Origin of the sequence: Niallia circulans, from assembly GCF_007273535.1 — a bacterium.
GTDB lineage: Bacteria > Bacillota > Bacilli > Bacillales > Cytobacillaceae > Niallia > Niallia circulans_B.
Map to the genome: position 1 here is coordinate 2,935,150 of NZ_RIBP01000004.1, position 14,041 is coordinate 2,949,190.

Genomic DNA, 14,041 nt, shown 5'->3' on the forward strand with positions numbered 1-14,041 from the left:
ATGGTGGAGGATATTTTTTTTCCTTTCTTACATGTTTTTACCATTATTGGAGATGATATTAACAATGGGATTCATGTTGGAGGGATAATATTGAGAAAAGAACTATTGTTCGCATTTACAGCATTTTTTTTCATGTCATTAAGTGCGATAACTGGCGCATACGCATTAGAAAATGAGGAGCAAGAAAAAATATTATTGGAGGAACAAAAGGACTTAAACGGCGATGGAAAAATGGAAAACATGACCTTAGTTGGCATTTCTTCTGAGGATGAAGACAATTTCTATAAAAAGCTTACGATCCAAGTGTCAGACGAAAAAGAAACGACAGCAGATATAACGATGGATGGTGGATATAATCCAAGCTTAGAACTGTATGATCTTGATGGTGATAAACAGGAGGAAATGTTTCTGACGATATCTGATAACGAACGAAACAGCAGAAAAAGATACCAATTATTTGATTATAATGGGACGGAAATAAAGGAAGTAGCAATTCCTGAATTACCTGTTATGACAAGCAGCTTTAAGGAGGATTATAAAGCAGAGCTCGTTATTGAAGGCTTAAAAACATATAATTTTGATTTATATGAACGAAAAAATACATATGAACAATTAGGCTTATACCAAAACGGGCATTTAAATGAGTCAACAGAGCTTATAATCAGCCCTTTCACTAGTCTAAAGCCTTCTAGGTATAAGCAAAAATTCGCATTAGAAGGCAAGCAAATCATCAGTGGAATTGCAGCAGTTGATAAAATTGCCTATCTGGAAACAGTATGGACAAGCAAAAAAGATGGCTGGAAGCTAGAGAAATTTAAAGTAAAAGAAATTAGCAGCAAAACAAAATAATCGAAAAACAATTACTCAATCATGCTTGTTGAAAGCTGGTTGAGTAATTTTGCCTGATAAAATATTTCGTATAGCCAACTAATTTTTATGATAGTATATTATATATACATCTACTAAATTAGCAAGAAGGGATATTGCATGTCATTTTTTATAATGTTAGTATCAGCGCTTATTGGTGGCACCGTTTTTTATTTATGTCATTTGCCATTAGCATGGCTTTTAGGGGCTATGATTGGCACATTAGCTTATGTAAAGCTCTCCAAACAAACTCCAAAACTTCCTTTTTCCTTTCGAACATACGGATTAATTCCAATCGGTTATACAATTGGGGAACATTTTGATAAACAAACACTTATAGATATGGTCACACATCTGCCGTCCATGCTTCTAATGACAGTCGGTTTAATCCTGTTCAGTCTGTTGTTGGCAGTGGTGACAAATAAGTTGACACACAGCAATTTAAAGTCGACGATAGCAGGGAGCATTCCAGGTGGATTAACACAAATGGTCGCCATCAGCTCTGAGATAAAGGGAATAGATCTTACCGTCGTTACGATCATACAAGTTTGCAGGATAATAACGGTAATTATGCTAGTGCCTTTTGTAGTATACAGTCCAATCCTGCACGCTGGCAGTACAGCAGTATCTGTTGCAAAAGGAGCATCTGTGAGCTGGCTGATTCTACCGTTTATAGCAATAGCCTTTATTGCAGGAATCATCGCCAAAAAATGCAAGTTTCCAACTCCATATATGCTCGGACCGCTCATTATTATTGCCGCATTGCTGCTTGCAGATGTTACTGTGCCAACGATACCAGCGCCAATTATAGCGTTAGCACAGTTATTAATCGGGATTGATTTAGGATTACAAATGAAGTTCGGAAAAATTGAAAATAAATCGCGTTTTCTGGCCGTTTCCGTCATTTCATCGATTGTGCTTGTCAGCTTTTCTTTCCTACTTTCCGCGATACTGTTGGGAATAGAAGAGAACATTTCATTATTAACAGCATTTATCGGCTTAGCACCGGGTGGAATGGCTGAAATGGCCATATTAGGTCAAGCTGTGCAAGCAGATTTAACGATTATTACGACTTACCAGCTTTTCCGGTTATTATTTATTCTGTTTATTGTACCTATTATTATGAAAAGAGTTTTCCTGTATATGGAAAGAAGAAAAGAGATAAAGACAGTAATAAAGTGAATAATAAAGGTAACTAGACATATAAGCTTTATGTCTAGTTTTTTGAATGAAAAGCGCTTACAAAATAATAAAAAGTAAACTAGGATAATCGAACAAAAACGAATAAAAACTATCATTAAATTAGTTAAAAGTGACATAATAAAGTGCAATATGATTAAAACAAAATCAAATTTCATCTGAAAGCATAAATATTTGCTAGTACATGACAGTAAAACAAAATTAACGCAGAACATTATATAAAACAGCTATAAAAGTTAAAAAATGAATTACACTTAATTTTTTATTCTGTCTCACTATCTAAAGTATACTTAATATTGAGACGAGATTTCACTTATTCCACTTTGCTTGTGATAATATATATTATGTAAACTAGAAAAATGAAAAATACTAATAATCATACTTGCTGTTAGTTTTCTCTCCTTCTGTCATAATAAATGTAATAAATATGTTTTAAGGAGCTTTTGTTCATGTATTTTGATTTTCTCCCAGCATTAAACTCATTGCCTTTACATACATCTCTTTCAAAAGAATTACTGTTAACAACAGAATTTCAAATTTATGCTGATCAAGATCTTGTTATGTATTATTCACCACATAATGATTATGTTAACAAGAATGCAAAAATAATCATTGTTGGCATAACTCCTGGCTGGCTGCAAATGAAAACGGCTTTTGAGGCTTATTTATCGTGCGAACAACAATCTTTAACAGAAAAACTGCAATATACAAAAGAAACTGCAAGTTACGCTGGTACAATGCGGGCAAATTTAATTGCGATGCTTAATGAAATTGGTCTGCACAACGCTTTATGTTTATCTAGCTGTACTGAATTATTTGCGGACGAACGCTCATTGCTTCATACTACCTCCCTTCTTAAATATCCTGTATTTTACAAAGGGAAAAACTACACAGGTCATAATCCGTCTATGAAGCACAGCAAGCTTCTTACCTCCTTCGTTTATTCCGTGTTTCCAGAGGAACTTAAGCTAATCGACAACAATGCTTTAATCATTCCACTTGGAAAAATTGTAGATGAAATGATAATGGAGCTTGATTTAGCAGGTAAAATCAATCAGCCTTATCTTACTGGCTTTCCCCACCCATCTGGAGCAAATGGCCATCGTCTTAAACAGCTAGCGCAAAAAAAAGATCAGCTAACTCAGCAAGTGTCTGTTTGGAAAAACGGCTTAGTATAAACAAAAAACAGCGTCCTAAAGCAATCAGAACGCTGTTTTTAACTATTTATTGTTTCCATGAATCCTTCAGCAGCAATGCATGTTTCGTTAAGTTTTTAGCTGCTTCAGGTGAAATGTTTTTACTTTTTTCTTTTTTCAGCTGATTAACAAGCTTATCAAGTGATTTTACTGCTTGCTTTGTCTTGCCTTTTTTCTGATGTTTTACTGCCTGTTGTAAGCTGCTGTGTAATTGTGTATATGTTTTTTTTGACAGCTCTCCCTTCGCCTTATAATCTGATAGTAACTGCTCTAATAGAACAGCTAATCCAGGAGTGCTAAATGTTGGAACAGGCACCTTCGACCAATCTGTATCACTTGCGAAATAAAAGCTTGGATAAGAAGGCTGATTATAGGTAGTGCTTTGTCTTGCAACACCTGTACGGTATTGGACATCATGCATAAGCGTATATAGCTTTCTGTTTGTCACTTCTGTGCTGAGATATATTCTAATCGCAGAGCTATCTGTCGTTCGGACAAGCAGCTCCTCGCGCCAATCTCCAAAAATATCAGCTACAAGCGAAGGATTGCCCTTTGTGCCGTTATTTGTTCTTGTTCCGTCTAAGGTTAGAAGTCTTCCCTTCTGCCAATCTTCTATCGTCGGTGTTACCTCAAGTGCACCGTCTACTATTTGTGTCGTCATATCTGCTGCCCATTTAATATTCATATTCGTGCCAGGTGCAGCGTCACCGAGCTTTGTTCCTTGTGCTGTATATAAACCGACACCAGTGTTTGCCCATGTTTCAAGACCGCGCTTTGTTGGGTCAATATCACCGATAATGCCTCTTCCTGTATCCTTGCCTGTGTATCCGCCATAAATGACCTTGCCAGTCTTAGCATCCCTTAAAGTATAGCCGTAAGGCGCACCTGTTGCCCCTTCATGCACCATGTAAATCTCCAATCCAGGACGGTCTGGATCTATATCTGTCACGTGCAGAGCATCACCGTGGCCGATTCTTGCAGTTGTTCCAGGTGAAGAGCTTCCTTCAGGCAGTACGCCTGTTGAACTGTATAAAAGCGAGCCGTTATCATCTATTGTAGCACCGCCATAAACTATTTCCTGTTTGCCATCACCATCCACATCTGCAGCCTCTAATGAATGTGCTCCTTGTGTTGTTAAACTAGCAAATTCTTTATTCGTGCCATCCTTGCCATGTGGACTGTCATTGAATGGATTGGACATCGGTGTCCACCCGCTGTCGACATCCCACTTCTTCTGTAGATGCTTGCCGTCCCAGCTGTAGGAAACAAGGGTTGTTCTTGTATAATAGCCTCTGGCAAACACAGCATACGGCTTTTTGCCGTCAAGATAAGCCACAGTGCCTAAAAAACGGTCAACACGGTTACCAGGCTCAATTCTAGACATCGCATAATCGCCCCACATAAGCCCATCATCATGTCTGTCTGTTTCATAATGGATGGTTTCAAGCTCTTTACCTGTTAAGCCTTCAAATACAGATAGATACTCAGGACCGTCTACGATAAACCCTTCAAATGTCCTTAAATCATTACGCGTGCTTCTGCTTGGTGCATATACATCCATGAAATAATCGACAAGGCTTTTGGCATCCTCTTTCACTAACGGGTAGCTGTATTTTTTCTCTATTCCGAATGCCTCTTCTAACGTCTTTGGCCAATTACCGTTCACGACCTCTTCATGCTTATGCCAATTCATAAACATTTCCACCATATGGTCATAATAATCATCAGCACTCATGCGATAATCGTCTTTATTACTATAACCAGCTTTCTTATCTTCTTTTGGCATCGTAATGTACTTTTCAGACGTAATTTTGCCTTTTTTGTCATAGTGAATAACCTTTGTACCTGGTGCCGTCTTAAACATCATTACTGCTTTACCGTCCCCATCAAAATCATACACAGACATTTGCGTATAATGAGCACCTGCTCTTATATTCACACCAAGATCAATCCTATAAAGCAACGTGCCGTCAAACGTATAACAGTCAATAAAGACATTTCCTGTATAACCCTTTTGTGATACATCCTTGGAGTTAGAAGGGTCCCATTTCACAAAATACTCATATTTGCCATCGCCATCCACATCACCGACACTCATATCGTTCGCAGAATAAGTATACGCCTCCCCAGCAGGTGTAACACCATCAGCTGGCTTTTGGAGCGGGAGATCATAATACTGATTCGACCATGGGCGAACCTCGTCACTTTCATCTACCTCTTTGCCGTTAACTACCGCTTTAACCTCATAGGAAGACCTTGCTGTCCCTTTTTTATCAAGGAAATTAGTGCTGTCTGTAACAGCAGCGATTTTCTTGTTATCTCGGTATACATGAAACGAGGCCCCCTTCATCCCCGTTTTCGTATAGCCTGTCACTTCCGAGCCTAAAAGCCGCCAGCTGAGGAATATCCCTTCAGACGTTTGTGCAGCAGTTAAGCCTCTGTCCAAATATTCAAGCTGAACCTTCTGCGTTGCATACTTGTCTTTTGAACTTGCAGCAAAAGCTCCGCTTGTATCAACTAATAATAACGGCAGTGCTACAGCAGCACAAAGCGCTTTTCTTACATAGGTCGAACCTTTTTTCCACGACATTTGCAGTCACCTCAGTTTCTAATATTAGTAAAACGTTTTCATTTTATCCTTTTTAAGGAAGCCCATTTAAAAGGACTTCCTCATGGTAATCACTTTCACTGACAATCCTGCAGGAATTCTGCCAGACAGAGAACAGTAAGGGATTGCCCATACGGCATGGCGGTGATTCTGATATCTTTATAGAATTGAAGCGTATCACCCATCCCTGTACCGACAGACACCTTCTGCAGTACGCCGTCTGTGTTTATCTCCGCTATTAATCCATCAATTGCCTTGTAAGCGGTCTCTCGATACTTTTCTGCCACATAGCCCTTATGTACAGCCTTTAAGATGCCATAGGCAAACCCTGCGGATGCAGATGCTTCTAAATAAGATGAACGGTCATCAAGCAATGTATGCCATAGCCCGCTGTCATCTTGTAGCTCGTACAGTGCTTCTATTTGCCTGTTTAATGTATTAAGGAGAAAGCTGCGAAAGAAATCCCCATCCTTTAATTCCAATATGTCAATCAATTCAGGGATAGCAATCGTTATCCAGCAATTCCCCCGTCCCCACAGTGCTTCTGCATAATGGTGATTGCCTTCAAACGTCCAGCCGTGAAACCAGAGACCTGATTTTCTATCTGCCAAGTATTTGATATGAATCAGAAATTGCTTTTTCGCTTCCTCTACATATTCTTTTCTATTTAACAACATGCCAATTTTCGCAAGAGGCAGGACTGTCATCATCAGCGTATCATCCCAAAGCTGATTTTTGTTTTCTGGACCGTACGTCATGTGCTGCAGTCCATCATCCTTCGTTCTTGGCATCTCCTTCATTACCCAGTTTGCCCAGTCCTCTAAATACGGCAAAAGATTAGCATCCTTTGTTTTTTCATATAGAAATGCCAGAGTTAAAAGCGGAGCCATTGTATTGACGTTTTTGGGTGGCACGCCTTCTGTAAATCTAGCAGTGAACCAGTCCTGAATAATCTGGATGGCACTCTCGTCCTTTGTGAGCTGCCAATACTGAAAGATTCCATATAACCCAACACCTTGCGGCCAATTCCAAACATGCCAGCTTTTGTCATCTACAATTAAACCATCGAAATTCAGCAAGTATTCTCCGGTGTCATCCTGTATTTTCGTTAAATTAGTCATTAACAGCTCGATTGTTTCGGTTACCTGCTTTTTATCTGTAGCCGTTGTTTTTGACATACGTATCTCTCCTTTTACTAGTTTTGCTGCCATACGTCCATTTCTTCAAATAAGGAAATGGCATCTTCGTAAGGAATTGCCGCAATGAGCGGATCATTTACAAATGCATTACGTGCTAGATTTTGGTCCTTTGTAAGAACAGCATGTATGACTGCCTCCTGATTAAGAATATGCCTGTTCACCATATTAGCGACATCAAGGGGAAGTTCGTTTGTTCTGACAGGCTGGACGCTGTTTTTGCGGATTAAGGCATTTGTTTCCACGATAGTCCCTTGTGTTAGATTTTGTATTTGCCCTTTATTCGGGAAGTTAACGTTCGTCACAAGGTCTTCTACTCCAAGCAATGCTAAGAGAATTTCGACACCTTCTTCTCCAGAGGGCTCAAGGACAACCTGTGTATCACTATTAAATACCGCTTCGTTTTCTGCTATCTTTCGTTGTTGGTCGTTCACACGAAAATCAACTGTTGTTAAATGGAACTTCCAATTTTGTACGGTTTGCGGATTTTTTAAATATACAGGTGGCATGAATTCTGCTAGATGGCGATCTCCAGCGGCAGCGATTAACCGATATTTTCGGAACAAATCAAACTTCACCCGATTGCTTGAGCGGAAGACGCTTTCCTCCCATTTTCCTTGTTCCTTTTCAAAGCCTGTTTGTGCGTTCTTCTCAGCAAACTCGGCATACAGAGGGAATAAATCAACATTTTGGTATGTTGCTTCATTTATCCATGTAAAGTGATTGATGCCTGTAACACTTACCTTAATGTCCTTGCGGTTTTCAACTGTGATACCGAGCATTTCTTCTGCCATACTTGCCAATAAATGCTGTGTTTCAAAGACTTCATGGCAGCAGCCAATTGCTTTTATTTGCGGAAAGGCTTTATATAATGTTCTTGTACAGACAGACATTGGATTTGTATAGTTAATGACCCATGCATCTGGACAATGCCGTTTAATATGTTCCCCAATCTCCATAAACATCGGAATCGTTCTGACAGCTCTTCTTATTCCACCAGGTCCAACCGTATCGCCGACAGATTGATAGATTCCATACTTTTCAGGAAAATGAACATCCTTGGCCATGTCAGCAAATGTACCTGGCAAAATCGAGATAATCACAAAATCAGCATCTTTAAGTGCTTCTTCTATTGTTGGAATCGCTTCATACGTCCATTTTCCTGTTGCATCTGGAAGGCTGGAAATATGTGTCCCGATTTTTTCGTTTGTTTTAGCTGCCTCAAGATTAATATCGTAAAGAGCAATCGTTCCTGACAGACGTGGCTCTAAAGCAAGGTCATACATCAATCTTCTTGCCCAGCCTTGAGACCCACCGCCAATATAAGCAATTTTAATAGAATCGACCTGATGGTTAGTAGTAGCCATGTTTTATCCTCCTCTAAATAGATTGTAAGACTCGATATTCATAGTTCCCAATCTGCAAATCCCCTGCCGGAATGTCCTCCTCTTGTATACAATCGAAAACAACATTCGGAATAGAAACAGTTCCCCCTTTTCCATCCATATTGACAACAATCCAGTATGTCCTGCCGTCTTGTTCTCGCGGCGCAGCAATTGTTCCTTCAGAGGTCGTAATGTCCGCAGCAACTCCTGCCTCCCTTGCATAAGTACGAATCATTTCAGTAAGCATTTTGCTGCCCGCTTCCCCTGTTGGCAAGGAACCAAGCATTACAATTTTTCCTTTTCCAAGCTGTTTTTCTGTTAAAAATGCTTTCCCTGAAACAAGGCCGCCTTTTATTGTGCCAATTACCTTAGCTTCCTTCCCGTCAAAAACAGCGCTCCATAATCCCAAGGGAGCTGTTAAGCCGTATGCTTCCCCAATAGAGCCAGTATCTTCAATCGGGAAGGTATAAGCTGTTTCCATTCCCGAAAGCTCTTCTAATTTTCCTAAAGCAGCATTTGTATGTATCGTATGGTTCTCTGTTCTGCCACCTGTCATCGGTCCGACAATCCATATCCCGCCCTGTTCTACAAATGCTTTCGCTCTGTTTATGTAGTCATCTGCCAAATAAGGAATAAAAGGGGTAAGCAGTAGCTTGTAGCCGTTAAGATCTGCGCCTTCTGGCAACAGGTCACGGTGCACTCCTGCAGCTAAAGCATGCTTATAAATGTCTGTTATTAATTCTTTATAATGCAAGCCTTTATGAGGCTCTGTATTAAGAAATATTTTAGCTCTGTCAGAATAGGTAATCGCAACTTCAGCTTGAACAGGACGGGTGGCTGTTATAAATGGTTCAATGGCAACCCGGGCTTTTTCTGTCTCTATAACTTCCTCATAACCGACAGTCGGTTTTCCCCAGGCGCTTATAACGGAGCCGTGCGGCTGTTCACATCCTGCTCTTTGCTGGCGCCACAGCCAATAGCAAAACCCTGCTCCTCCGAGAGCGTAGCTTGCTACCGCTTCTGCTTTCAGGTAGCCTTTCGGATGAGGAGTCGAATAGCTTTCAAGGGAAGCGCTGTAGGAAGGACTTGTTTCCATAATCCAAAAATCCTTGCCTTTTTTCAGGTTTCGCCATAAATCACAATTGAACAAGTAGGAAAAATAAGACACTGCAGGAGCGTATGTGTCAAAAGAAGCAAAATCAAGGTTTTGAAAGAGGCGCTCATTGTCGACAGCGAACATGATGGTGCTGTTATGAGTGATTGGTACTTGTGAATGCTCGCGGATAATTGCTGCTTGTTCTTCGGCAAATTCGGCTATTGCTTCCGTTGAAAAAATTTGATACATCGTTTTCAATGAGGAATTATGCAAAAACGGTACAGGCCCAGGCTGCGGCACCTGCTCGAAGTGATGGTAATATTCACTCCATATATCTGTCCCCCAAGCATCGTTTAATTGCTCCACACTGCCATAACGATTTTCAAGCCATATATGCCATTGCTCTTTGCATGTAGTGCACATGCATTCTGCAACATGGCATTTAAACTCATTGTCAAGCTGCCAGCCAATAACACCGGGCATATCGCCTAAAGATATTGCAAGCTCAGAGGTGAGGATTGCTGCACGCTTTCTGAAATAAGGGTTATTCGTACAAACATGCTGACGAGAGCCATGTATCATCGTTTTGCCATCAGAATCAACATACATTCGTTCAGGATGATTGTCAGACATCCATATTGGCGGAGTTGCCGAAGGTGTGCACATAATGACCTCAATGCCATTCTCATGAAGTAAGGAAATAATCTGCAGGAAGAAAGTAAGATCTATCTCTCCTTCGACAGGCTCCATTTTTGACCAGGCAAACTCGCCGATCCGAACAACATTTATCCCTGTTTCCTTCATAAGGCGAATATCTGTTAGTATCGTCTTTTCATCCCATAGCTCTGGATAATAAGCCGCACCATGGTACAGTTTTTTTGCCATGTTTGTCATTCACTCCAATCTGATTTCTAGTTATGAATCAAGCTAACAAATGTTTAACCCAAGTTCATTCGTTCCTTCTAAAATGAGCCTGCAAATTTCTGCGGCGCCAGTTGTGCAAAAATGGGTGTTATCCTGCAAACCGTTCGGATAATTTGGATGCTCCATTGCGTTAAGCCAGACAAACAGCTCCTTCGATTTTTCCGGACCATATGCTTCGTACAATTCTTTCGTTTTGCCATGTAAATCAAGAAGCGGAACATCAAGCCTTGCTGCCAGCTGACGCATAGCATCGGGAAAATCGCCAAGTGTATTTACCAGCTTTCCATCCTCATCAAATTTCCGCCTGTTTACAGAAGTTAAAAAAACAGGCATTGCTCCTTTACTAGTTGCTGCTTCTACATATTTACTCAGGCACGCTTGGTAGGTAGTAAAGGGCTCGGTTCCATACGATTTTTGGTCATTATGTCCGAATTGAATAAACAAATAATCGCCTGCCGAAATTCTTTCTTTAATGCCATCAAGCCTGCCCTCCTCGATAAAACTATTTGAGCTTCTCCCTCCCATCGCTTCATTACAGACCTCTACCTTATCCAAAAAAGGCTGCAGCATTTGGCCCCAGCCTGCCATTGGCGCTTCAAAGTCAGGACAGGCTGCCGCGGTAGAGTCTCCAGCAATAAAAAGGCGGATTCTTGTCGTATTCACCCCTTATGCCTCCTTTTATTTCATTTAAGCATACACACGCTTCGTGCTTTTTAAGAGCTGGGAGAGATAAACAAGAGCAAGACCTTGTCCCCAGCCGTGAATTCGTTTGAATGGTACTGCTTTATAGCCTGCCGTGTCATCCATGACTGCAGTACCAGCAGACACATTCATCACCTTGCCTTCTGTGGTAATACGCTCTAGAATACTGGGAATAGCCTTTTGTGTGTACTTATTGTATAAAGAGCCTCGTGATAATAAAGCAGCTAAAATACCGCAGGAGCCTGATACTTCAAGATAAGAGCCAGAATCAGTCAGGACTGTGTGCCAAAGACCTGTGTCTTCGTCCTGCAGTCTTGCTAATGAACTTAGCTGATCCCTTAGTGAGCCATCAATAATCATAAAGGATGGATGTGTTACTTCAATCAATTCGAGTGCCTTTGCCATCGTAAGTGCCGCCCAGCCGTTTCCTCTAGCCCAAAATATCCCTGACATATGCGATCTTTCGATATTATCCCAGCCATGGTAGTATAAATCAGTTAATGAGTCTTGCAGAACGTCTTCATGGCCGTGATATTGGCGCAGTCCATCGTTGAAATAATCCGTATTCCCTGTTAGCTTGCCAATTCTTAGCAAAAAAAGACCTGCCATCATCATTGTGTCCACCCAAGCTTGTTCGTGAAAGATGTAAGTGGTTGAATTAACTGTATGCTGAAGGATACCATCACCAAACCGCTCTGCGTCGTGTTGTAAAAACTCGGCAAGCTGAAGGGCGGTATCTAAGTACCTTTGCTCATTTGTGGCAGTATAAAGGGACAGAAGCGCATGCCCCATGGACACACCGTTGACAGACAGCTTCGGCAGCCCATCCTCTAGTCTTTCATCCATCCAGCTTTTTAATTGATCGAGATATTCTGTTTTTCCAGTCGCTTCATACGCCTCAGCCACTCCGTAAAATGCAACTCCTGCTGGCCAATCCCAATTAAAATCCATCTGAAACGTCTTACTAACAACAGCATCTATCGCTTCAAGAACACTGCTTTCATCAAAAACAAGTGCAGGCATAATGTCACTCCTTTTTCATTATTTTAATCCGCTCGTACTGATTCCTTCGACAATATACTTCTGGAACAAGAAGAAGATAAGTACAACCGGCAATAGTGATACTACAGACATTGCGAACATCGCACCCCAGTTCGAGGCTGTTTCTGAATCAAGGAACAGCTTTAAGGCAAGGGAAACCGGATATTTCTCTGGACTGTTTAAATAAAGGACAGGGTTGATTAAGTCTTCCCATTTCCAGTAAAAGGAGAAAATTCCGGCAGTTGCGAGTGCAGGTGTTATCAACGGTAGAATGATGCGGTAAAAAATACTGAATCTGCCACATCCATCAATTCTGGCCGCTTCATCAAGCTCAAGCGGAATATTGCGAATGAATTGAACCATAAGGAAAATAAAGAACGCATGACCAAAATACTGTGGAATAACAATCGGCTTAATGGAATTAAGCCAGCCAAGCTTAGCAAAAATAATGTATTGTGGAATCATGATGATTTCATGCGGGAGCATCATCGTGACCATCATACAGGCGAACCAAAATGCTTTCCATTTAAACTGAATTCTCGCAAAGCCATACGCAATCAGAGCGGATGAAGCAACAGCACCAATTGTGGACAAGCCGACAATCACAAGCGAGTTCTTTATGAATACACCAAAGGACTGTCCTGCAATGCCCTCCCAGCCTGCTGCATAGTTGCTTAAAATGAACGGCTTTGGTATAAGGGAATGGGCTGTTATAAACACTTGCGAGCTTTCTTTAAAAGAGCTCATTAACAGCCAGATAATCGGATAAAGCATAATTAAGGCAAATCCGCCTGTTATGATATGATAAACCCACTTACGAGCCTTAAAACGAGGAGTCTTATACGATATAACCGGATCAGTCATGATTGGGCCGGTATCTTTAGTGACTGTTTTCATGTGATTAATCCTCCTTCGATTCGTAATGAACCCAGAATTTAGACGTTTTGAACAATATAAGTGTCAATATCCCGACGATGACAAGCAGCACCCATGCCATCGCTGATGCATAGCCCATTTGAAAGAAGTTAAATGCCTTTTGGAAGATATACAGGGAATACAGAAGTGTGCCATCAAGCGGTCCACCTTCCCCCTTTGTTATGATGTATGCTGGTGTGAATGTCATAAAGGCGGAAATCGTCTGCATGACAAGGTTAAAGAAAATAATTGGGCTTAATAGTGGTAGTGTAATTTTAAAGAAAACCTGAAATCTGTTAGCTCCATCCACATTTGCTGCTTCATGATAGGAAGGCGGAATATTTTTTAAGCCTGCTAAAAAGATCAGCATCGAGGAACCGAATTGCCAAATTGCCAGGAAAATCAGCGTCCATAATGCTTTTGTTGGGTCTTGGTACCAAAGGATTTTTTTATCAATACCAAAGAAAAACAGCAGAGCATTCAGTGTTCCTTCATTACCGAAAATGTTTCTCCACATAATGGCAACAGCAACACTTCCGCCGATAATGGAAGGCAGATAGAAAAGGGTGCGATAAAGTCCTACCGCCCTTGAAGCCTTATTAAGAAGCATGGCGACAATCAGCGCAAAAATCAGCCTGAGTGGCACGCCTGCAAACACATACGTAAAGGTTACCTTCAATGATTGCCAAAACTTTTCATCTCCTGTGAACATTTCCTTGAAATTATCCAAGCCAACCCACACTGGTGTTGAAAATAAATCGTAGTTAGTAAAGGATAAGTACAAGGAAACGGCCATTGGTATAATCGTAAATGCCATAAAACCGATAATGAACGGGGATATAAATGCATAGCCTGCCAGATTTTCACTTGCGAGCCGTTTTTTCATGCGGTTCAACTCCTCTACGGAACTT

Annotated in this window: 11 protein-coding genes; 3 read left to right on the plus strand and 8 right to left on the minus strand. The window is 40.9% G+C overall.

Going from position 1 to position 14,041, the window contains the following annotated elements; all coding sequences use genetic code 11:
* Positions 1 to 90: 90 nt before the first annotated feature.
* The 3 genes from CEQ21_RS22485 (at position 91) to CEQ21_RS22495 (ending at position 3,245) form a co-directional block, all read left to right on the plus strand.
* Positions 91 to 849 carry a hypothetical protein gene (locus tag CEQ21_RS22485; RefSeq protein WP_185766449.1) on the plus strand — a complete coding sequence of 253 codons (759 nt, stop codon included), beginning with the start codon at positions 91 to 93 and terminating at the stop codon, positions 847 to 849.
* Positions 850 to 987: 138 nt separating this feature from the next.
* A complete protein-coding gene (locus CEQ21_RS22490) occupies positions 988 to 2,049 on the plus strand; it encodes an AbrB family transcriptional regulator (RefSeq protein WP_185766450.1) in 1,062 nt (353 codons plus the stop codon).
* Positions 2,050 to 2,516: 467 nt separating this feature from the next.
* Positions 2,517 to 3,245 carry a hypothetical protein gene (locus CEQ21_RS22495; protein WP_185766451.1) on the plus strand — a complete coding sequence of 243 codons (729 nt, stop codon included), beginning with the start codon at positions 2,517 to 2,519 and terminating at the stop codon, positions 3,243 to 3,245.
* A gap of 46 nt (positions 3,246 to 3,291) precedes the next feature.
* Here the strand turns inward: CEQ21_RS22495 and CEQ21_RS22500 are convergent, their stop codons facing one another.
* The 8 genes from CEQ21_RS22500 to CEQ21_RS22535 all read right to left on the minus strand — a co-directional run bounded on the left by CEQ21_RS22500 (position 3,292) and on the right by CEQ21_RS22535 (position 14,016).
* Positions 3,292 to 5,853, minus strand: a complete 2,562-nt coding sequence (locus tag CEQ21_RS22500) for a rhamnogalacturonan lyase (RefSeq protein ID WP_185766452.1) — start codon at positions 5,851 to 5,853, stop codon at positions 3,292 to 3,294.
* 95 nt (positions 5,854 to 5,948) lie between these two features.
* Complete coding sequence (locus CEQ21_RS22505) at positions 5,949 to 7,049, minus strand: beta-galactosidase BglB (RefSeq protein WP_185766453.1); 1,101 nt, start codon at positions 7,047 to 7,049, stop codon at positions 5,949 to 5,951.
* A 17-nt stretch (positions 7,050 to 7,066) separates the two neighbouring features.
* Entirely contained in the window at positions 7,067 to 8,434 is a 1,368-nt protein-coding gene (locus CEQ21_RS22510) for a family 4 glycosyl hydrolase (protein WP_185766454.1), read from the minus strand.
* Between the two features lie 13 nt (positions 8,435 to 8,447).
* Entirely contained in the window at positions 8,448 to 10,433 is a 1,986-nt protein-coding gene (locus CEQ21_RS22515; protein WP_185766455.1) for a beta-galactosidase, read from the minus strand.
* Positions 10,434 to 10,475: 42 nt separating this feature from the next.
* The gene (locus CEQ21_RS22520) at positions 10,476 to 11,135 is read right to left on the minus strand and encodes a rhamnogalacturonan acetylesterase (protein ID WP_235907308.1); all 660 of its coding nucleotides are present in this window, start codon (positions 11,133 to 11,135) and stop codon (positions 10,476 to 10,478) included.
* A 24-nt stretch (positions 11,136 to 11,159) separates the two neighbouring features.
* Positions 11,160 to 12,197 (minus strand): glycoside hydrolase family 88/105 protein, encoded by a 1,038-nt coding sequence (locus tag CEQ21_RS22525; RefSeq protein ID WP_185766456.1) that lies wholly within the window; start codon positions 12,195 to 12,197, stop codon positions 11,160 to 11,162.
* An 18-nt stretch (positions 12,198 to 12,215) separates the two neighbouring features.
* Complete coding sequence (locus CEQ21_RS22530; RefSeq protein ID WP_419181626.1) at positions 12,216 to 12,989, minus strand: carbohydrate ABC transporter permease; 774 nt, start codon at positions 12,987 to 12,989, stop codon at positions 12,216 to 12,218.
* A gap of 127 nt (positions 12,990 to 13,116) precedes the next feature.
* Positions 13,117 to 14,016, minus strand: a complete 900-nt coding sequence (locus CEQ21_RS22535; RefSeq protein ID WP_185766457.1) for a carbohydrate ABC transporter permease — start codon at positions 14,014 to 14,016, stop codon at positions 13,117 to 13,119.
* Between the last annotated feature and the right edge of the window lie 25 nt (positions 14,017 to 14,041).

Bases quoted from the DNA above. Each gene is read 5' to 3' on its own strand.
- CEQ21_RS22500 (WP_185766452.1), bottom strand. From the start codon at position 5,853: ATGTCGTGGAAAAAAGGTTCGACCTATGTAAGAAAAGCGCTTTGTGCT.
- CEQ21_RS22535 (WP_185766457.1), bottom strand. From the start codon at position 14,016: ATGAAAAAACGGCTCGCAAGTGAAAATCTGGCAGGCTATGCATTTATA.
- CEQ21_RS22495 (WP_185766451.1), top strand. From the start codon at position 2,517: ATGTATTTTGATTTTCTCCCAGCATTAAACTCATTGCCTTTACATACA.
- CEQ21_RS22505 (WP_185766453.1), bottom strand. From the start codon at position 7,049: ATGTCAAAAACAACGGCTACAGATAAAAAGCAGGTAACCGAAACAATC.
- CEQ21_RS22515 (WP_185766455.1), bottom strand. From the start codon at position 10,433: ATGGCAAAAAAACTGTACCATGGTGCGGCTTATTATCCAGAGCTATGG.
- CEQ21_RS22510 (WP_185766454.1), bottom strand. From the start codon at position 8,434: ATGGCTACTACTAACCATCAGGTCGATTCTATTAAAATTGCTTATATT.
- CEQ21_RS22490 (WP_185766450.1), top strand. From the start codon at position 988: ATGTCATTTTTTATAATGTTAGTATCAGCGCTTATTGGTGGCACCGTT.
- CEQ21_RS22530 (WP_419181626.1), bottom strand. From the start codon at position 12,989: ATGCTTTATCCGATTATCTGGCTGTTAATGAGCTCTTTTAAAGAAAGC.
- CEQ21_RS22525 (WP_185766456.1), bottom strand. From the start codon at position 12,197: ATGCCTGCACTTGTTTTTGATGAAAGCAGTGTTCTTGAAGCGATAGAT.